The sequence below is a fragment of the Hylemonella gracilis genome (assembly GCF_004328645.1).
GTDB lineage: Bacteria > Pseudomonadota > Gammaproteobacteria > Burkholderiales > Burkholderiaceae_C > Hylemonella > Hylemonella gracilis_B.
Map to the genome: position 1 here is coordinate 1,100,191 of NZ_CP031395.1, position 19,152 is coordinate 1,119,342.

At 63.2% G+C, this 19,152-nt stretch carries 16 protein-coding genes; 10 read left to right on the forward strand and 6 right to left on the reverse strand.

Annotated elements, in window-relative coordinates:
* Positions 1-21: 21 nt before the first annotated feature.
* Positions 22-1,662, reverse strand: coding sequence for a peptide chain release factor 3 (locus DW355_RS05225; RefSeq protein ID WP_131278266.1), 1,641 nt, complete (start codon positions 1,660-1,662; stop codon positions 22-24).
* A gap of 104 nt (positions 1,663-1,766) precedes the next feature.
* On the opposite strand from DW355_RS05225, the gene DW355_RS05230 reads away from it, so the two are divergent.
* Positions 1,767-6,107 carry an ATP-binding protein gene (locus DW355_RS05230; protein WP_131278267.1) on the forward strand — a complete coding sequence of 1,447 codons (4,341 nt, stop codon included), beginning with the start codon at positions 1,767-1,769 and terminating at the stop codon, positions 6,105-6,107.
* Here the strand turns inward: DW355_RS05230 and DW355_RS05235 are convergent, their stop codons facing one another.
* The 5 genes from DW355_RS05235 to DW355_RS05255 are packed head-to-tail and all read right to left on the reverse strand — an operon-like array spanning position 6,108 to position 9,427.
* Positions 6,108-6,407: a type II toxin-antitoxin system RelE/ParE family toxin gene (locus DW355_RS05235; RefSeq protein ID WP_207388084.1), complete on the reverse strand. Its 300-nt coding sequence runs from the start codon at positions 6,405-6,407 to the stop codon at positions 6,108-6,110. It lies immediately after the preceding gene.
* On the reverse strand, positions 6,407-6,628 hold the full coding sequence (locus DW355_RS05240; protein ID WP_165493125.1) for an addiction module protein: 222 nt from the start codon (positions 6,626-6,628) through the stop codon (positions 6,407-6,409). Before DW355_RS05240 ends, DW355_RS05235 begins: the two co-directional genes overlap by 1 nt.
* Before the next feature lie 54 nt (positions 6,629-6,682).
* Positions 6,683-7,879 carry an amidohydrolase family protein gene (locus DW355_RS05245; RefSeq protein ID WP_131278270.1) on the reverse strand — a complete coding sequence of 399 codons (1,197 nt, stop codon included), beginning with the start codon at positions 7,877-7,879 and terminating at the stop codon, positions 6,683-6,685.
* Between the two features lie 55 nt (positions 7,880-7,934).
* Positions 7,935-8,639, reverse strand: a complete 705-nt coding sequence (locus DW355_RS05250; RefSeq protein WP_131278271.1) for a TetR family transcriptional regulator — start codon at positions 8,637-8,639, stop codon at positions 7,935-7,937.
* Positions 8,640-8,653: 14 nt separating this feature from the next.
* Entirely contained in the window at positions 8,654-9,427 is a 774-nt protein-coding gene (locus tag DW355_RS05255) for a ferredoxin--NADP reductase (protein WP_131278272.1), read from the reverse strand.
* A gap of 228 nt (positions 9,428-9,655) precedes the next feature.
* Between DW355_RS05255 and DW355_RS05260 the strand changes: the two genes are divergently transcribed.
* The 9 genes from DW355_RS05260 to pncA all read left to right on the forward strand — a co-directional run bounded on the left by DW355_RS05260 (position 9,656) and on the right by pncA (position 19,143).
* Positions 9,656-11,326: a 6-hydroxynicotinate reductase gene (locus DW355_RS05260; protein WP_131278273.1), complete on the forward strand. Its 1,671-nt coding sequence runs from the start codon at positions 9,656-9,658 to the stop codon at positions 11,324-11,326.
* Positions 11,327-11,341: 15 nt separating this feature from the next.
* Entirely contained in the window at positions 11,342-12,307 is a 966-nt protein-coding gene (locus DW355_RS05265) for a UPF0280 family protein (RefSeq protein ID WP_131278274.1), read from the forward strand.
* Between the two features lie 36 nt (positions 12,308-12,343).
* Positions 12,344-12,985, forward strand: coding sequence for an amino acid synthesis family protein (locus tag DW355_RS05270; protein WP_131278275.1), 642 nt, complete (start codon positions 12,344-12,346; stop codon positions 12,983-12,985).
* A 42-nt stretch (positions 12,986-13,027) separates the two neighbouring features.
* Positions 13,028-13,612 carry an amino acid synthesis family protein gene (locus DW355_RS05275; protein ID WP_006298076.1) on the forward strand — a complete coding sequence of 195 codons (585 nt, stop codon included), beginning with the start codon at positions 13,028-13,030 and terminating at the stop codon, positions 13,610-13,612.
* An 80-nt stretch (positions 13,613-13,692) separates the two neighbouring features.
* A complete protein-coding gene (locus DW355_RS05280) occupies positions 13,693-14,904 on the forward strand; it encodes an ABC transporter substrate-binding protein (RefSeq protein WP_131278276.1) in 1,212 nt (403 codons plus the stop codon).
* Between the two features lie 72 nt (positions 14,905-14,976).
* Positions 14,977-16,878 (forward strand): ABC transporter permease, encoded by a 1,902-nt coding sequence (locus DW355_RS05285; protein ID WP_131278277.1) that lies wholly within the window; start codon positions 14,977-14,979, stop codon positions 16,876-16,878.
* Positions 16,875-17,651, forward strand: a complete 777-nt coding sequence (locus DW355_RS05290; protein WP_131278278.1) for an ABC transporter ATP-binding protein — start codon at positions 16,875-16,877, stop codon at positions 17,649-17,651. Before DW355_RS05285 ends, DW355_RS05290 begins: the two co-directional genes overlap by 4 nt.
* Positions 17,648-18,376 (forward strand): ABC transporter ATP-binding protein, encoded by a 729-nt coding sequence (locus DW355_RS05295; protein ID WP_131278279.1) that lies wholly within the window; start codon positions 17,648-17,650, stop codon positions 18,374-18,376. Before DW355_RS05290 ends, DW355_RS05295 begins: the two co-directional genes overlap by 4 nt.
* A gap of 47 nt (positions 18,377-18,423) precedes the next feature.
* Positions 18,424-19,143: a bifunctional nicotinamidase/pyrazinamidase gene (gene pncA, locus DW355_RS05300; protein WP_131282335.1), complete on the forward strand. Its 720-nt coding sequence runs from the start codon at positions 18,424-18,426 to the stop codon at positions 19,141-19,143.
* Positions 19,144-19,152 lie beyond the last annotated feature (9 nt).

Genomic DNA, 19,152 nt, shown 5'->3' on the forward strand with positions numbered 1-19,152 from the left:
TGGCATCGCTTCGTGACGCTGTCAGTGCTGTTCCAAAGCCAAGCCGGCGTGCTCGCGTAGCGGATGGAAGTGGATCTTGGGGAAGCGTTCCTGCGCCAGGCGCACGTCGTAAGGCGAGGTGCAAAGGTAGGCCAGGGTGTCGGCCGCGTCGCGTGCCAGGCGCTGGGGGTAGGCATCGCAGAAAGCCTTGAGTTCAGCCGGTGTGTCGGCGGTGATCCAGCGCGCGCCCGTGTATTGGCAGCCTTCGAGGCGCACGTCGGCGTCGTATTCGCTTTTCAGACGGTGTTGCACGACTTCGAACTGCAACTGACCCACGGCACCCAGCAGCATATTGCCGCCCATCTCGGGCTTGAACACCTGAATGGCGCCTTCCTCGCCGAGCTGGGCCAGGCCCTGCTGCAGTTGCTTGGTGCGCAGCGGGTTCTTCAGCACAACGGTCATGAAAAGCTCGGGCGCGAAGAAGGGCAGGCCGGTGTACTGCAGGGCCACGCTGCCGTCGGTGATGGTGTCGCCCAGTTGCACGCCACCGTGGGTGGTGAAGCCCACGATGTCGCCCGCGTAGGCTTCTTCCACGGCCTCGCGGCGCTGGCTCATGAAGGTGACGACGCTGGTCGGGCGCAGTTCCTTGGACGTGCGCTGGACTTTCAGCTTCATGCCCGGCTGGTACTTGCCCGAGGCCACGCGCACGAAGGCGATGCGGTCGCGGTGGTTGGCGTCCATGTTCGCCTGCACCTTGAAGACCACGCCGGAGAAAGCCGCGTCGTCCGGCAGCACTTCCTTGCTCACCGTTTCCTTGTTGACCACCAGCGAGCTGGTGCGGGCCTTGGGCCAGGGGGCCAGGTCTACCAGAGCGTCCAGCACCTCCATCACGCCGAAGTTGTTCACGCCCGAGCCGAAGAACACGGGCGTCTGCTTGCCGGCCAGGAAGGCCTCGCGGTCGAAGGCGGGTGAGGCGCCGGTGGCGAGTTCCATGCTGTCCATGGCCGCGTCGAACTCGCCGCCGAAGCGGGCGTGCAGCGTGGCACGGTCGCTGACGGGGATGGTCTCGAAATCCTGCGGGCGGCGTTCGCTGCCCGACTCGAACACGGTCATGGTCTGGGTGCGCAGGTTGATGATGCCGCCGAAGCTCTTGCCCTGGCCCACGGGCCAGGTCATGGGCACGCAAGGCATGCCGAGTTCGCGTTCCACCTCGTCCAGGATGTCCAGCGGGTCGCGCACCTCGCGGTCCATCTTGTTGACGAAGGTGATGATGGGCGTGTCGCGCTGGCGGCAGACCTCGATCAGGCGGCGCGTCTGCGCTTCCACGCCGTTGGCCGCATCGATGACCATGAGCGCAGAGTCCACGGCGGTCAGCACGCGGTAGGTGTCCTCGCTGAAGTCCTTGTGGCCCGGTGTGTCGAGCAGATTGATGACGTGCTCGCGGTACTGCATCTGCATCACCGAGCTGGCCACCGAGATGCCGCGCTGCTTTTCGATCTCCATCCAGTCGGACGTCGCGTGGCGGCTGGCCTTGCGCGCCTTGACCGAGCCGGCGATCTGGATCGCGCCCGAGAACAGCAGCAGCTTTTCCGTCAGCGTTGTCTTACCGGCGTCCGGGTGGGAAATGATGGCGAAGGTGCGGCGGCGCCGGACTTCCTCGGCGGTGTGGGGGGCGTGGGACACGGGGTGGTTCCGGAAAAAGGAAAAGCAGGCCCACTGTCGAAGCGGCCTGCTGGAAGGGCGAGATTTTATCTGTTCGTACATTGAGCTAAGCTTTAGAAATGCCAATGACGCCCCAGACTCGTATCCAACGCCTGTTCCTGGACTGGTCGCAGGACAGGGAGCTGGACGTTGACCCCATGTATGCGCTGATGCTGAAGCGTTATGGAGGCGCAGGTGGCCTGAGTTGGGAAGAGCTGCTGTGTTCCAAGCGTGTGCTCATCATTTCCGAGGCAGGCGCGGGCAAGACCCATGAATGCAGGGAAGAGCGCAAAAAATTGTGGGAGGCTGGCGAGCCTGCATTCTTCGTGGAACTGGCCGAGTTGTCTCGGAACGATCTGATCGACATGCTCGACCATGAAGAGCAACAGCGCTTTGAGGCGTGGCGTATCTCACAGTCCGATATTGCAACTTTCTTTCTCGACTCCATAGATGAACTGAAACTGACACAAGGCTCTTTTGAGATGGCCTTGAAGCGGTTTTTCAGAGCACTTGCTGGACAGCTTGCACGGGTGCGGGTTGTTGTGACGACGCGTCCGATTGAATTTGATCGTCGGCTTATCCACCGACATCTCGCGGTTCCGCAGCGCGCGGAAGGTCCCACCAATGCAAGTGGAAGCGACTTTGCCGATGCCGTCATGAGTCGGCATCGGAACGAAGTACCGGCCGATGCCGGGCCGCCAGAGTGGCGAACTGTCATGTTGATGCCATTTTCAACGGAGCAAGTTCGGCAGATGGCGGTGCTTCAAGGCATTTCAGACCCAGATGCGTTCTTGCAGGATATTGAGAAAGGAAGTGCAGAAGACTTTACCCGCAGGCCGCAGGATTTGATTGAGCTTTGCGCGAGTTGGAATGACTCCAATCCTCATCGCATACGCAGTCATCGGGAACAAGTTGAACACAACATCAAGGTCAAGCTTAGACCCAATACAGGTCGAGAAAAGGATGCACCGCTTGCAGAGGCCAAGGCGTTCGAGGGCGCGAGCCGTTTGGCATTGGCCGCATTGCTGACGCGCAGACTGACAATTCGCCATAGCGCCAATGCAGAAAGAGCCAGTGAGTCTGCCGCCGCTCTGGATACCGGCTTAGTCTTGCCGGACTGGTCGGAGCCGGAGCGCAAGGCACTGCTGGAGCGTGCCCTGTTCGGTTTTGCCAGCTATCAGCGTGTGCGCTTTCATCATCGCTCGGTGATTGAATATTTGGCGGCCAAGCGCCTTGATGATTTGTTGAACCGAGGCGTATCCATAAAAACCATCAAACGGTTGTTGTTTGCACAAACGCTACAGGGAGAGAAAGTGGTCAAACCTTCCATGCGGCCCGTTGCTGCGTGGTTGGCTGGCTTCAGAGCAGATTTCTTCAGGGAAGTGCGTGACCGAGAGCCGGAGCTTTTGCTCAACGATGCCGACCCGCAATCTCTGTTGACCGGGCAACGATTGGACGTGTTGCGGGCTTATGCGCAGCGGTATGGCACGGGCTCTTGGCGCGGTCTGCATGTGCCCAGGGTTCAGGTTCAGCGTTTCGCGTCAGCAGACTTGGGGCCGGAAATTCAACGGTTGTGGAGTGTTGGCATCGAAAACCGTGAAGTTCGGGAACTGTTGATGGAGATCATCGCCCTTGCACCGATCATGTCGTGTTCGGGCATCGCTTACTCGGTAGTTCTGGATCGTGAGGCGGATTCAGGTGAGCGCATACATGCGCTGAGTGCTCTGATTTCCATGAATGATGATCGTCTTGCCGCTGTGGTGGAGTCTTTGGTCTCGGAGGCAGATCTGTGGCCGGAAAGACTCGCGGGCAATGCAATCACGCAATTGTTTCCAACGCACATTGATGTCGTGCGCCTATGCCGTGTGATGGACAGGCTCAAACCCGCCGCAAGGTACGGATGGGATTGGGTCAGGCATGTTTTGACGCCGAAAATTGCCGAAGCGCCACTGGCGCTTACCGATATGCAGCAACTTCGCGCAGAGCTTTCTCGGCTTGTCATGGCTGGCGCTGTATGGGATCAAGACCATGACCGCATCAACACATCCAAGCCGCATCTGCGCAAGCCGCTTGCGGCAGTCTGTCTGCGCCTTATCAAGACAGGTGATCTTGGGCCAGAGGTGATTCAATCCAGCGTTCTCGCCTTGCGCTTGGATGCGAATGATGGCTATCGAGAATCTGATGACCCGCTTGTCCGCCTAAGAAGTGTTTTCGAGCAACAGCCCGCGCCTGCTCGCAAGGCTGTTTTTTGGGCCGACGATGCGTTTTGCCAGCAATACCATCCTCAGCAAGACCCTTGGCGGCGTTTTTGGAATGTGCATCACCGGGGCGCTGTGCGCTTGAGTCACCAGCAAGACGCGGAATGGGTGCGCGAAATCCTGGCAGATGCCCAAAGTCCGCTGGACATGCGTCGGGTGATGCTTGAAGCCTCGCTGCAGGCCGTATGGGATGGACAAGGTGAGCGGGTTGACCAATTGCGAAAGCTCAGGCCACTGGTAGAAGACGCTCCAGAGTTGGTGTCGGTGATAGACGCCGCGTTGCAACCCCGTGAACCCGACCCGAACGTGGTTCGCTGGGAAGCTGAAGCCCAAGAGCGGAAAAAGGAGCGCGAGCGTCAAGATGCCGAAGCACGCGAGAGCTGGATACGATTTTGGCGCAAGGTGGTCGAAAGCCCGGAAACAGCTTTCAGTCCCGACGAGGCTGGCGACACTGCTTGGAATCTGTGGAAGGCCATGAGGCGGTCAGGCGATCACAGCCGAGAGTTTGGTTGGAATCGACGCTTTGTTGAGCAATATTTTGGCAAAGATGCCGCTGATCGTTCGCGATTGGCGCTGATCGCTGCGTGGCGCAAAGTCCGCCCGACGTTGCGTAGCGAGCGATCTGAGGACGAAAAGAACTCGTACTTTGAACATTGGTTATTTGGTTTGGCGGGTGTTGCTGCTGAGGCCGAAGATCCGCAGTGGACGCATAAGTTATCCGCCACCGAGGCGGAAACAGCGGCCCGCTATGTGCCGATGGAATTGAACGGCTTTCCTTCCTGGTTTGAAAGCTTGGTGGAAACGCATCCGGAGGTCGTGGATGCCGTTCTAGGGGCTGAGCTCACTGCTGAACTGAATGAGCAGGCTTTGCACGCACACGCGGGGATCTTGCAGGATCTGGGGCATGCCACGGAGACGACGACAGCCTTGTTTTTGCCTCGGCTACGGGCATGGCTTGATGCGCATGGCCAAGAGCAAGAGGCGAGCGATGGGGAAAACAAGGCCCATGCCGATGAGCGGCTGCGGCAAGTGGTTGAAATTCTGCTGCGGCATGGTGATGTGGATGGATACATCGCACAAATTGCCGCGGAAAAAGCCTCACAAGGTCTTGACGCACCAAGAGCAATGATTTGGATGCCCATACTCATGCGGTTGAATCCATCGGTTGGCGTTGATGTGCTGGAACGAGCGCTGCACGCTTCTGAACCAGCTCCGCTTGGGCTTGGTGTCGAATGGATGGGCGCCTTGTTCAACGAGAGGCACGGCGGAACTTCAATAGATCTGTCTCAACCGGGCTTTGAACCTGCTCTTCTGCTTCGGCTTGTACGTTTGGCATATCGCCATGTGCGCTCTTCAGACGACGTCAAGCATGAAGGTGCTTATAGACCAGGGCCGCGGGATCACGCCGAGAGCGGGCGAAGTGCGCTGTTAAGCGCGTTGCTGAAAGCAAAAGGTCAGAAAGCCTGGGCAGCCAAGATGGAGATGGCAAACGATCCGCTGTTGGCAGATCTTCGTGATCGTGTCTTGCAATTGATGCGCGAAAAGGCAGCGGAAGAGGTCGATACTGCAACCCTTGCCGAATCGGATGTCGCGACTCTTGATGCAAAACGGGATATTTCCCCCATCACGCGCGACGACATGTTTGCGTTGCTGCTTGATCGTCTGGATGATTTGGAGGAGCTGTTGCTTAGCGACTTCTCTCCCCGAGAGGCGTGGGCTGGATTGCAAGAAGAGAAGTTGATGCGGCGAGAAATAGCTCGTGTGTTCAGCGATAGAGCCAATCACGCCTATGTCGTGGCGCAAGAAGAGGTTACCGCAGACGAAAAAGAAACGGACATTCGCTTGCACGCGACGGCATCGAATCAGCAAGCGGTCATTGAATTGAAGATCGGTGAAAAGGGGTGGTCTGGCAGAGATTTGCGTGACACGATCAAAAATCAACTGGTTCGCAAATACTTGGCGGCAGACGAGCGCGGCAGCGGTTGTTTGCTGGTCACGGTCAGCAAAGATCGCCGCTGGGATGACCCTGGCACCGGTGCCAGCCTGGATATGACGGGGTTGGCGGCAATGCTTCAGCGCGAGGTAGAAAAGGTCTCTGCAGAAATGGGCGGCCTTTTGCGCATCACCGCGCGTGTGCTGGATTTGCGACCAGGCTTGTCCCAAAAATGATCAACTCCGCCCAAGCCGCTCAATAATCGAAGCTGGGTTCTGGCGGCAGTCCAGCACGGCGACGACGGTGACGATACCGTCTTTCAGGTCGTAATAAATGGCGAAGGGGAAGCGTTTGGAGAGCGTGCGGTGCAGGCGACCATCGGACTTGGGATGGATGCCCGCATACAGAAGCAGCGCGTCAATGTCTGCGTACAGACTGTCGAGAAAATAGTCGCCAATGCCCGCTTGTTGCTGCTCGTAAAACCCATACCCTGCCAGCAAATCCGTCTCAGCCGCACGGACGATTTGTACTTGCATCAAACCGCCTTTGTTTGCGCGCGGATGCGTTCCTTGGCCTGCGCCCACGGTGCAATGGGCTCTTCCCCGCTGTCCAAGCGGCGCAGGCGTTCCTCCAAAACCGTACCATGCCAGGCGGGAGCGACATCGCCGCCCATTTGAGCGCACAGTGAATCCCACAGGGACTCCATCAGTTTCAGCTTCTCGGCGACTGGCAGTTCGGCAACATCATCTGCGGTCATGGTGTGCTCCAAAGGGCGTGTGTCCGCCATGGTAGCGGACGTCGCAGTCCAGGCTCAGTGCGCGCCGACCACCACCGGGATTTCCGTCGCCGGTGGCGTGTTGCGGCTGCGGCCGCAGCGCACGATGCCATCGATCATCACCATGCCGATGCCGGGGATGTCACCGAGCTGCACGCTCTCCAGCAGGGTCTTGCCAGCGGTGTGCTGCGCGCGGTCCATGAACACGAAGTCGGCCGCGCGGCCAGCCTCGATCAGGCCGCAGTTCAACTGTCGCATGCGCGCCGTGTTGCCAGTGGCGAAGCCGAACACCACCTCGGCCGGAATATTGGCGAAGCTGGAGATCAGCGCGATCATCCGCAGCATGCCCAGCGGCTGCACACCTGAACCCGCCGGGCCGTCGGTGCCCAGGATCACGCGGTGCGGGCATTTGAGCTCTATGGCCGCGCGCGCGGCCTCGATCGCGATCTTCTCGTTGCCGTTGTGCACGATCTCGATGGCGCGGGTGGACTTTTCGCACAGTTCGCACACGTGCTTCCACGGCAGCGAGGTGTGGCCGCCGTTGATGTGGCCGATGACGTCGGCGTCCGCTTCCAGCACCACATCCTTGTCGATCAGGCCCGAGCCGGGAATCGACGGGCCGCCCGTATGGATGGTGCTCTGGATGCCGTGCTTGCGCGCCCAGGCGACCATTTGCTTGGCCTCCTCGCCGGCCTTGACCGAGCCCAGGCCCACTTCACCCAGCAGCTTCACGCCGGCGTCGGCCAGGTCCTTGAAATCCTGCTCGGTCATGCCTTTTTCGATCACGGGAGCGCCGGCGATCACCTTCACGCCGCCGGGGCGGAAGTTGTCGAAGGCGCGCTGCGCGGTGATGGCCAGTGCCTTCAGGCCGACGATGTCCTTGGGTCGGCCGGGCAGGTGCACTTCGCCGGCCGAAATCATGGTGGTCACGCCACCATTCATGGTGGAGTCGATCCAGCCGATCTGATTCTGTCGTGGTGTCCAGTCGCCGAAGACAGGGTGCACGTGGCTATCGATCAGGCCGGGCGCCACGCAGGTGCCACGCGCGTCCACCACCGTGGCCGCGCCCTCGGTGTCGCAATCCTTCTCCCGGCCGACGGCGGTGATCAGACCGTCATGCACCACGATGGTGTCGGCATCAAGGATGGGCCGATCAATGTCGCCCGAAAGCAACAGGCCGATGTTGCGGATGACGACCTTGCCTGATTGGCCAGTGGCTGCGGCTTCTGCCATGGGAACTCCTGGTTTCGTGGGGGACGGGTAGCGGGAAGTCGCTGGCGCACAGGGGCTAGCCAGCAGGTCGACCCGCCGAATTGACCTTGCGCAGCACGGTGTCGAGGACGAAGGCCTTCCAATGCGCGACCGCCTCGGGTAAGGCGATGTCCTCGCCGAGGAAACTGCTCAGCGTGTAACGGTTGGACATGTGGAAATAGCCGCTCGCGGCGATCAGCAGGTACAGGTCGCGTGCCGAGACGTCCTTGCGGAAAATGCCCCGCGCGGCGCCGTTCTCAAGGATCTGGGCCAGCAGCGAGATCAGTTGCGACGAATACTCGCGTGCCCGGCTCGATTTGCCGATGTGCTTGCCCTTGTGCAGGTTCTCGGTGTTGAGCAGGGTGACGAACTCCGGATGCGCGCGGTAGTAGTCCATCACGAAATGCGTCATCCGGGTAAGCGCTTCCAGCGGCTGGTCGACGTCGAGGTCGAGTTCGGCCTCGGCCTCGTTCATGCGGCGGTAGATTTCCTCGATGACCTGGATGTACAACCCTTCCTTGCTACCGAAGTAGTAATAGATCATCCGGTCGTACGACTTCGCCAGGCGCGAGATTTTCTCGACGCTGCCGCCGTCGTAACCGTGCTTGGAAAAGACCTTGATCGCCGCGCGCAGGATGCTGTCGCGGGTGTTCTGCGCATTTTGCTCGCGCACACCCGTGCCGCGGCGCGCGGCGACGGGTGCCTTGGGCTTGTGCGTGGTGGTGGTTTTGGAAGTGGCCATTGAAGGGCGTTGCGTCACTTCTCGACGAAGGCACGCTCGATCACGAAGTCACCGGGCGTGGTGGTGTTGCCTTCGACGAAGCCACGCTCTTCCAGCATGGCCTTCAGGTCGGTCAGCATGCCTGGGCTGCCGCAGATCATCACGCGGTCTTCCTCGCGCTTGAGTGGCGGCAGGCTCAGGTCGGCGAACAGCTTGCCGGACGTGATGAGGTCGGTGACCCGGCCCATGTTGCGGTAGGGCTCGCGCGTGACGGTGGGGTAGTAGAGCAGCTTCTGGCGGACCATTTCGCCCAGGAACTCGTGCTGCGGCAAATGGTCCGTCATGAGGTCGTGGTAGGCCAGTTCGTCCACCTGGCGCACGCCATGCACGAGGATGACTTGCTCGAACCGCTCGTAGGTTTCGGGATCGCGAACGATGCTCAGGAAGGGCGCCAATCCCGTTCCGGTGGACAGCAGGTACAGGCGCTTGCCCGGCAGCAGGTAGTCGATCAGCAGCGTGCCCGTGGGCTTCTTGCCCACGATGATGGTGTCGCCCACCTGGATGTGCTGCAGTCGCGAGGTGAGCGGGCCTTCTTCCACCTTGATGCTGAGGAACTCCAGATGGTCCTCGTAGTTTGCGCTGCCGATGCTATAGGCGCGCAGCAGCGGCTTGTCGTTGACGCGCAGGCCGATCATGGTGAAGTGGCCGTTGGAAAAACGCAAGGCCGGGTCGCGTGTGGTGGTGAAGGAAAACAGCCGATCGGTCCAGTGGCGGACGCTCAGCACGCGTTCTTCATTGAATGCACTCATGGTCTCAGTTCGGAAATTGCGGGTTGGTGAATCAGTGCGCATCGTTTCGGGGCCGTTCGGTGCCCCAAAAACGGGCGCGAAAACACGTGTTGCACGTCGTCAATGAATGCGCTACATTGAAAAACGAATGTAGTGAACGCAACATTTTCATTGAGTAAATGCTACACAGAATGAGGCAGCCGCACAAGCACGGTATTCGGGCGGCGGCAGCTTTGCGGAACCGCTGAAATGACTGAACACACCAAGACGGACGGACTTCCCGACGTCGATTCTTCCACACTACCGCAGGCGTTCGGGCACGCCCGGCCTCGCACCGAGCGCATGAGCGGCGACAAGGTCGAGTGCAACGCCTGTCCGGTGCTCTGCCAGATTTCCGATGGCCGTTGCGGGGCCTGCGACCGCTATGCGAACCACGGTGGCGTGCTGGTGCGGGTGGACCCGGTCGTGGTGCTGCGGCGCGCGCTGGCGCAGGAGGACGCGAGTCTGGTTCCCTTCGCTGGACGCAGCCGGGGTGAACTGGCGGCCCCGGATGCCGAGCCGCGGACTGGGACGTCTGGCGAGCCTGTGACGGACGCTGATGTGGATGATGCCGTGACGCCCGCCTGGAATGGCGACTTGTTGCGGGCGGAGGATGTCTTCGTCACCGGCGTGGGTTCTTCCACCACCTATCCCGACTACAAGCCGGCGCCCTTCATCGTGTCGTCCAAGGTCCGTGACGTGGACATGGTGACCGTGGTCACCGAGGGCATCTTCAGCTACTGCAGTTTCAAGGTAAAGATCGACACAGACCGCTTTCTCGGCGCCGAGCAGGCCAATGTGCGTTGCAAGGGCGAGGTGGTCGGCCACGTGACCACCGCTGAATACGGCTCGCAGATGCTGTCGTTGGGCGGCGTCCATCATCTGACCGGTGGCAGCAAGAAGGAGGGTCGCATCACCGCCGAAGTGATGCGGGAGCTGGGCAACCGGCAGGCGGTGGAACTGACCATCGACGGCGGCGCACAGCTCGTCATCGAGGCGGGCAAGGCACCGATCGTCAACGGCGTGCAGGAGCAACGCATGCGCGTGGGTTGCGGCTCGGCGGCTGTCGGCATCTTCGCGCAGCAGTTCGCGGGGCTCGCGGACGAAGTGGTGGTGGTGGACGACCACATCACCGGCGTGCTGACGGAGCATCAGGCGGGTCGTTGCCTGGACATGCCGCGCTCGGGCATCCAGATGCGTGGCCGCAAATCGACGCCGGGTCGCTATTTCCAGGTGGCCAACCCGGGCACGGGCTGGGGGGGGACCGATATCGCCGATCCGCTGTCGATCATCGAGGGTTGGGACGAGGGCGTCGCGCGGCCGGGCCTTCGGCTGCTGATGACCTCAACCACCGGCGAACATGCCTCGTGGTACGTGCTCGACGATGCGCTCAGGCCGGTGGAGCAGACCATGCCAACCGAGGTGCGCGCCATCGTGGAGCGCATCGGCGCGAACTGCGAGCCATCGTTGTGCACGGTGCTGTTCCTTGGCGGCGCGGGGGGCTCGCTGCGCGCTGGCGTGACCGAGAATCCGGTACTGCTCACGCGCGCGATCAAACAGGCTCTGGTCAACGTCACCTGCGGCGGTGCGCCGGCCTATGTGTGGCCTGGTGGCGGCATCACGGTGATGGTCGACGTGGCGCGGATGCCGGCCAACAGTTTCGGCACCGTGCCCACGCCGGCCATTGTCGCGCCCATCGAATTCAGCATGCGACTGGCCGATTACCAGGCCCTGGGCGGTCACATGGACTACGTGCGCGATCTGGGCGAGGTGCTGCACAGCGGTGCGTGGCACAACGATGGCGCGCCTGTGTCGCTGCAATGGGCGCCTGGCGGCGGGGTCAACCCCTGGCCGCTGGTCAACGGTCCTCAGTTGGGCTGAACGGGAGCGACCACCATGCCCGCCCAGCGCTCACCTCTGTCTGACGGGCGCTGGCATTTTCAGCATGGCCCGATGGACATCGTCATTGGCGCACAAGCCCGTGATGCGCGGGGCGAGCGCGCCGTTGCTGACGCGCACGAGGCGGCCTGGCGGCGCTTCGTGCCGCTGTTGGATGAATTGGCGGGTGAACTGCCCCTGCTCCGACGGCCGATCGAAATCGATGTGGATCCTGAAGCCCTTCCCATGGCGGGCGTCGTCGGGCGTCGCATGTGGCATGCCTGCGCGCCGTTTCGCGCCCCCTTCATCACGCCCATGGCCGCGGTGGCCGGCGCGGTGGCGCAGGAATTGATCGCCTGCTACCAGCGTGAGGGCATCGCGCGTGCATGGGTCAACAACGGAGGCGACATTGCGCTGCATTTGATGCCGGGCGCCTCGGTGCGCATCGGCTTGTATGCCGACATTGCGCGCCTGACGGCACGCGAAGCCTTGAGGGGCGTGTCCGTGGACGGCCAGTTCGAGGTGACGCACGCCATGCCGGTGCGCGGCGTGGCGACGAGCGGCTGGCGCGGTCGCAGCTTCTCGCTGGGCATCGCCGACAGCGTGACGGTGCTGGCCGAGACGGCCGCCGCCGCCGACGCGGCCGCCACCGTGATCGCCAACGCGGTGGACGTGATCGACGCGTCCATCGTGCGGCGACCCGCGAACGAGCTTCGCGACGACAGTGATCTTGGCGCGATGCCCGTCACGGTGGATGTGCCGCCGCTGGCGCCGCAGCGCGTGGCCGAGGCGCTGGCGGCGGGGTTGCGCCGTGCCGGTGCGCTCCAGGCGGCAGGGCGGATCACCGGCGCGATCCTGGTGTGCCAGGGCCAGGTGCGCGTGATGGAAGGTGGGCTCTGCGGTGTAGCGCCAGGGGTCGCCATGATGGTTCCGGGTGCTGAAGCTGGCTCGGTATTTGCTAGAACTGGTTCAGTGTTTGCTTAACGAAATGCATGGAGTTATTTCCATGGTCCACAACCCATGATCGAGATACGACGCATCGTCACGCAGCTGGAGGAAATCCGCCACGAGTTCGGGCCCCCGGCCGGGCAGCCGCTGTTGCGCGGCGCGATCAGTGTTGTGCTCACCAACCCGTATGCGGGTCGCTTCGAGCCCGACATCCTGCCGATGATGGACGCGCTGCAAGACGTTGGCGTGGACATGGCGCGCCGCCTGCTCGTGGCCATGGCCGTGCCGAAGGAGCGTATCGGCACCTACGGCAAGGGCGCGATCGTCGGTGAGCGAGGCGAGCTGGAACATGGCGCGCTCTGGCATGTGCCCGGTGGCTACGCCATGCGCGAGCTGCTGGGTTGGAAGGGCGATCGCGCGCAGTACCAAGCAGGCACCGTCACCGAGAAGAAGGGGCAGCCCGGCAACGCGCTGGCCATCGTGCCTTCGACCAAGAAGGTCGGCCCGCCCGGTGTGACGCTGGACGTGCCGCTCACCAACATCAATGCGGCTTACGTGCGTGGACAGTTCGATGCGATGGAAGTCCGCGTGCCCGGCTCGCCGCTGCCGGATGAGGTGGTTTACATCCTCGCGATGACCACGGGCTATCGCGTGCATGAGCGCGTGGGTGGCTTGCGGGCCGAGAACATCGCGTTATGGGACGGCCAGCGCTGAGCGCGAGCCCGACGGCAAGGAACCCAGGAGCAAGAGATCCAAATGAGCGCCAACATCCGCAAGATCGTCGTCCAAGTGGACGAAACCCGCGTCGAAATGGGCAAACCCATCGACCCGCCCACGCGCCGCGCGCTGGCCATGGCGGTCATCGCCAATCCGTACGCCGGTAGCTACTCCGAAAACCTTGACCAGTTGATTGCCATCGGTGAAGAACTCGGCGGCTTGCTGGGTGACAAGTGTGTCAAGGCGCTCGGCATCGAGCCCGGCCAGGCCCAGAGCTACGGCAAGGCCGCGATCGTGGGCGAGGCCGGTGAACTCGAGCATGCCGCCGCCATCCTCCATCCGAAGCTGGGCGCGCCCTTGCGCGTGGCGGTGGAGAAAGGCGCGGCGCTCGTGCCTTCGGCCAAGAAGCGGGGTGGCATGGGCACGGCCATCGACGTGCCTCTGGGCCACAAGGACGCGGCCTTCGTGCGCAGCCATTTCGACGCCATGGAGGCGCGTGTGTCGGACGCGCCGCGCGCCAACGAAATCGTGGTCGCCGTGGTCGTGACGGACAGCGGCCGGCCGCTGCCGCGCATCGGCGGTCTGCAGGTCCACGAGATCAAGGGGCAGGACGGATTGCGCTGAGCGCGCCCGTGTCTCCGCCTGTTCCGTCGAACGAATCCTTACACCCCTTCCTCAACCCCAAGCCAGCCAGGAGCCCTTCCATGAACATCACGAAGCCTCTGAACCTCGCAGTCCGCTGGGCGGCGCTTGCCGCCGCCACGGCGGCGCTGTCGGCGCATGCCCAGATCAAGATCGGCGAGATCAACAGCTACAAGGCGCAGCCTGCCTTCCTCGAGCCGTACAAAAAAGGCATGGAGCTGGCCGTCGAGCAGATCAACGCCAAGGGTGGCGTGCTCGGCAAGAAAATCGAGATCATCAGCCGCGACGACAACGCCAATCCGGGCGACATGGTGCGTGCGGCCGAGGAACTGGTCTCGCGCGAGAAGGTGGACCTTCTCGCAGGCGCCTTCCTCTCGCACACCGGCATGGCGCTGGCCGATTTCGCCAAGCAGAAGAAGGTGTTTTATCTCGCGGGCGAGCCGCTGACCGACAAGATGACCTGGCAAGGTGGCAATCAGTACACCTTCCGCCTGCGTCCAGGCACCTTCATGCAGGCCGCGATGCTCGTGCCCGAGGCGGTGAAGCTCAAGAAGAAGCGCTGGGCCGTTGTCTACCCTAACTACGAATATGGGCAGTCCGCCGTCGCGGCATTCAAGACACTGCTGAAGGCCGCGCAGCCCGACGTCGAGTTCATCGCCGAGCAGGCGACGCCGCTGGGCAAGATCGAGGCCGGCCCGGTGGTGCAGGCCCTGGCCGATGCCAAGCCCGACGCCATCTTCAACGTGCTCTTCGGCGCCGACCTTTCCAAGTTCGTGCGTGAAGGCAACACCCGCGGCCTGTTCGAAGGCCGGGCGGTGGTGAGCGTGCTGACCGGCGAGCCCGAGTACCTCGACCCGCTGAAGGACGAAGCGCCCAACGGCTGGCTGGTCACCGGTTATCCGTGGAACGGCGTGAGCATCCCCGCGCACAAGGCCTTCCTCGACGCCTACCAGGCCAAGTTCAAGGACTATCCGCGCCTGGGCTCGGTGGTGGGCTACAGCATGATCATGGCGGCCGCGGCCGGCCTTGAAAAGGCCAAGAGCACGGATTCCGACAAGCTCGTCGCAGCCTTCAAGGGCCTGCAGTTCGACTCGCCGTTCGGCAAGGTCACCTTCCGCCCGGAAGACCACCAGTCCACCATGGGCGCATTCGTCGGCAAGACAAAGAACGAAGGCGGCAAGGGCGTGATGGTCGACTATGTCTATTACGACGGCGCCGACGCACGCTTCCAGCCGTCGGCCGCCGACGTGAAGAAGTCACGCGCCGCCGACTGATCCGTCCCGCCACCGCCGCGCCCGGGCGCTCCCTGAGCGCGGCGGTGTTCTCCTACGCCCACGGATGCCCGCATGAGTTTTTCCGGTTTCGTCGTCCAGTTGCTCAATGGCTTGGCCAGCGCGTCGTCGCTGTTCCTGGTGGCGGCTGGCCTGTCGCTGATCTTCGGCGTCACGCGCATCGTCAACTTCGCGCATGGCTCCTTCTTCATGGTGGGCATCTATGTCGCCTACTCGTTGGTCGACAAGTTCGCCGGTAGCCTGGGCTTCTGGCCTTCGCTGGTGGTGGCGGCACTGGTCGTCGGCGCGCTTGGCGCGCTGATCGAAATCCTGCTGCTGCGGCGCATCTACAAGGCGCCCGAGCTGTTCCAGCTGCTGGCCACCTTCGCGCTGGTGCTGGTGATCAAGGATGTGGTGCTCTACCTCTGGGGGCCGGACGAACTACTGGGGCCGCGCGCGCCGGGCTTGCGCGGCGCGGTGACGATCCTCGGAAGGCAGTTTCCTGCGTATGACCTGTTCCTCATCGTCGTTGGGCCAGTGGTGCTGGGCCTGGTGTGGCTGCTGCTGACGCGCACGCGCTTCGGCACGCTGGTGCGCGCGGCCACGCAAGACCGTGAAATGGTGAGCGCGCTGGGCGTCAACCAGGCCTGGCTGTTCACGGCCGTGTTCGCCCTCGGTGCCTTCCTGGCCGGCCTGGGTGGCGCGTTGCAGCTGCCGCGCGAACCCGCCACGCTGGAGATGGACCTGCACACCATTGGCGCGGCCTTTGTCGTGGTGGTGGTCGGGGGCATGGGTTCGCTGCCCGGTGCCTATGTCGCCGCGCTGCTCATCGCCGAGATCAAGGCGGTGTGCATCTGGCTCGGCGTCGTGGATCTGTTCGGGTTGCAGATTTCGTTTTCCAAACTCACACTGGTCGTGGATTTCCTGGTGATGGCGGCCGTGCTCGTGTGGCGCCCTTGGGGCCTGATGGGCAAGCCCCAGGCCGCGAGCCGTTATGTCGGCATGCAGGAGGAACCCCTGCGCCGTCCGGGCCCCGCTTACCTCACGGCGGCGGCCGTCTTCGCGCTGGCGCTGGTGGCCGTGCCCGTGCTCGCGCCCGACTCCCCGTACACGCTGGTGCTGCTGATTGACTTGCTGATCGCCGCTCTGTTCGCGGCCAGCTTGCACTTCATCATGGGACCGGCGGGCATGCATTCCTTCGGCCACTCGGCCTACTTCGGGCTGGGGGCTTACGGAGCGGCCCTGCTGGTGCGCGCCAGCGGCCTGCCGATGGAGGTGGCGCTCATCGTCGCGCCCGTGGCGGCAGCGCTCGGCGCGCTGGTGTTCGGCTGGTTCGCGGTGCGTCTCTCGGGCGTGTACCTGGCCATGCTCACGCTGGCCTTCTCGCAGATCACCTGGGGCATCACCTACCAGTGGGACAGCTTCACCGGCGGCAGCAACGGCCTGACCGGGGTCTGGCCATCGGACTGGCTGTCCGACAAGCGCACCTATTACTGGCTCACGCTGGCGCTCGTGGGCATCGGCGTGTGGTGGCTGCGGCGCGTGCTGTTCTCGCCCTTCGGCTACGCGCTGCGCGCGGGGCGCGACTCGGCGCTGCGCGCCGACGCGATCGGCATCGACGCCAAGCGCATGCAGTGGACGGCCTTTGTCGTAGCCGGGGCGGTGGCCGGCCTGGCGGGCGCGCTGTTCGCGTTCTCCAAAGGCAGCATTTCGCCCGAGAGCCTGTCGGTGAGCAAGTCGGTGGATGGTCTGGTCATGGTGCTGCTTGGCGGCATCCAGACCCTCGCGGGGCCGGTGGTGGGCGCGTTCACCTTCACCTGGCTGCATGACACCGTGGCCCGCAACACGGACTACTGGCGCGCCATGCTCGGCGCGATCATCCTCATCCTGGTGCTACTGTTCCCGCAGGGCCTCGCCGGCTTCGCGAAGCAGGCGTTCGACAGACTTCGTGGCCGCAGTGCGGAGGTGAAGTCATGAGCATCACGGCACCCCTGCTGCAGGTCAGCGACCTGGGCAAGTCCTTCGGTGGTGTGAAGGCCGTCGATGGCATCCACTTCAACCTTGCACCCGGCGAGCTGCTGGCGCTCATCGGTCCCAACGGCGCGGGCAAGACGACGACCTTCAACATGGTCAACGGCCAGTTGCGGGCCGACCGGGGTTCCATCCGCCTGGGCGGAGACGAGCTCGTGGGCCGCAAGCCGCGCGACATCTGGCGGCTTGGCGTGGGCCGCACCTTCCAGATCGCCGAGACCTTTGCCTCGCTGACCGTGGTGGAGAACGTGCAGATGGCGCTGCTGTCGCATGACCGCCAGCTGTTTTCGATGTGGCGCCGCGCGGCCGACTACCGGCGCGATGACGCGCTGAATCTGCTCGACCAGGTGGGCATGAAGTCGCAGGCCGACCGGCCTTGCAGCGTGCTCGCCTACGGCGACGTCAAGCGCGTGGAACTCGCCATCGCGATGGCCAACGCGCCCAAGCTGCTGCTGATGGACGAGCCAACGGCCGGCATGGCGCCCAAGGAGCGCAATGAACTGATGGCGCTCACCAAGCAGCTGGTGGTGAGCCGTGGCATGGCGGTGCTCTTCACCGAGCACAGCATGGACGTAGTGTTCGCCTATGCTGACCGCATGATCGTGCTGGCGCGCGGTCGACTCATCGCCGAAGGCAAGCCGCTCGACATCCGCGACCATCCGAAGGTGCAGGAGGTTTACTTCGGCACCGGCAAGACCTTCGAAAAGGAGGCCGCATGAACGACGTCCTGCTCAAGGCCAAAGGCCTCGCGGCCTGGTATGGCGCCGCGCAAATCCTGTTCGACGTCGACCTCGAAGTGCGGCGCGGGGAAGTCGTTGCGCTCATGGGGCGCAACGGCGCGGGCAAATCCACCACGCTCAAGGCCCTCATCGGCATGCTGGCACGCCGCCGCGGCTCGATCGAATTCATGGGCCATGACATTTCTCGTGGTGAACCGCACCATGCGGCGCGTCTGGGCCTCGGTTTCGTGCCGGAAGACCGCCGCGTGTTCACCGACCTCACGGTGATGGAAAACCTCGAGGTCGGCAAGCAGGCCGCACGCCGCTGGCCCGATGGCAGTGCCGCGCCGCTGTGGGTGGCCGAACGCCTGTTCAAGCTCTTCCCCAACCTCGGTGAGATGCCCAACCGACCCGGTGGCCGCATGAGCGGTGGCGAGCAGCAGATGCTGACGGTCGCGCGCACGCTCATGGGCAACCCCTTTCTCGTGCTGCTGGACGAACCGTCCGAGGGCGTGGCGCCGGTCATCGTGGAGCAGATGGCGCAGATGATCCTCGAGCTCAAGTCGCAGGGCGTGAGCATCCTGCTGTCCGAGCAGAACATGCATTTCGCGGAGCTGGTGTCCGACCGGGCCTACGTGCTCGAGAAAGGCCAGATCCGCCACGAGGCCCCGATGACCGAGCTCGCCGCCAACGAGGAAGTGCGGCGGGCCTACCTCAGCGTCTGATGGTTTTCTTCAACCCAGGAGCACACAGCATGGATACCCCGAATCTGATGAATCGCAGAAACCTGATCAAGGCCGCGGCCGCGCTGGGCGCGGTCGGTGGTCTCGGCGTGGCGGCGCCACTGATGGCCGCGGGCAAGATCAAACCCAAGGCGAACTCGGCGCTGATCGTGGTCGACGTGCAGAACTGCTTCGTCGACGGCGGAACGCTGCCGGTCAAGGGCGGCGCGGACGTGGTGCCTGTCATCAACGCCATGGCACCCGCCTTCGAGAACATCGTTGTCACGCAGGACTGGCACACCGAAGGCCATGCCTCGTTCGCGAGCACCTATGGCGGCAAGAAACCGTTCGAGACCACCCAACTGTCGTACGGCACCCAGGTGCTCTGGCCCGACCACTGCGTGCAGGGCTCCGACGATGCAGCGCTGCACGCGGGCCTGAAACTGCCGACGGCGCAGCTCATCATCCGCAAGGGATTCCACAAGAGCGTGGACAGCTATTCCGCCTTCGAGGAGGCCGACCGCAAGACCACCACGGGCCTGGTGGGCTACCTCAAGGCGCGGGGTATCAAGACGGTGTTCGTCACCGGTCTGGCCACCGATTTCTGCGTGGCCTGGACCGCGATGGACGCGCGCAAACTCGGCTTCGAGGTCTACGTGATCGAGGACGCGACGCGCGCGATCGACCTCAACGGTTCGCTCGCCGCGGCCTGGAAGCAGATGCAGGCCCAAGGCGTCAAGCGCATACAGTCTGCCGACATCGCAGTCTGAACGCGGGCC

Excerpts from the sequence above, each read along its gene's own strand:
- DW355_RS05230 (WP_131278267.1), top strand. The coding sequence starts at position 1,767 with ATGACGCCCCAGACTCGTATCCAACGCCTGTTCCTGGACTGGTCGCAG.
- DW355_RS05235 (WP_207388084.1), bottom strand. The coding sequence starts at position 6,407 with ATGCAAGTACAAATCGTCCGTGCGGCTGAGACGGATTTGCTGGCAGGG.
- DW355_RS05240 (WP_165493125.1), bottom strand. The coding sequence starts at position 6,628 with ATGACCGCAGATGATGTTGCCGAACTGCCAGTCGCCGAGAAGCTGAAA.
- DW355_RS05245 (WP_131278270.1), bottom strand. The coding sequence starts at position 7,879 with ATGGCAGAAGCCGCAGCCACTGGCCAATCAGGCAAGGTCGTCATCCGC.
- DW355_RS05250 (WP_131278271.1), bottom strand. The coding sequence starts at position 8,639 with ATGGCCACTTCCAAAACCACCACCACGCACAAGCCCAAGGCACCCGTC.
- DW355_RS05255 (WP_131278272.1), bottom strand. The coding sequence starts at position 9,427 with ATGAGTGCATTCAATGAAGAACGCGTGCTGAGCGTCCGCCACTGGACC.
- DW355_RS05260 (WP_131278273.1), top strand. The coding sequence starts at position 9,656 with ATGACTGAACACACCAAGACGGACGGACTTCCCGACGTCGATTCTTCC.
- DW355_RS05265 (WP_131278274.1), top strand. The coding sequence starts at position 11,342 with ATGCCCGCCCAGCGCTCACCTCTGTCTGACGGGCGCTGGCATTTTCAG.
- DW355_RS05270 (WP_131278275.1), top strand. The coding sequence starts at position 12,344 with ATGATCGAGATACGACGCATCGTCACGCAGCTGGAGGAAATCCGCCAC.
- DW355_RS05275 (WP_006298076.1), top strand. The coding sequence starts at position 13,028 with ATGAGCGCCAACATCCGCAAGATCGTCGTCCAAGTGGACGAAACCCGC.
- DW355_RS05280 (WP_131278276.1), top strand. The coding sequence starts at position 13,693 with ATGAACATCACGAAGCCTCTGAACCTCGCAGTCCGCTGGGCGGCGCTT.
- DW355_RS05285 (WP_131278277.1), top strand. The coding sequence starts at position 14,977 with ATGAGTTTTTCCGGTTTCGTCGTCCAGTTGCTCAATGGCTTGGCCAGC.
- DW355_RS05290 (WP_131278278.1), top strand. The coding sequence starts at position 16,875 with ATGAGCATCACGGCACCCCTGCTGCAGGTCAGCGACCTGGGCAAGTCC.
- DW355_RS05295 (WP_131278279.1), top strand. The coding sequence starts at position 17,648 with ATGAACGACGTCCTGCTCAAGGCCAAAGGCCTCGCGGCCTGGTATGGC.
- pncA (WP_131282335.1), top strand. The coding sequence starts at position 18,424 with ATGAATCGCAGAAACCTGATCAAGGCCGCGGCCGCGCTGGGCGCGGTC.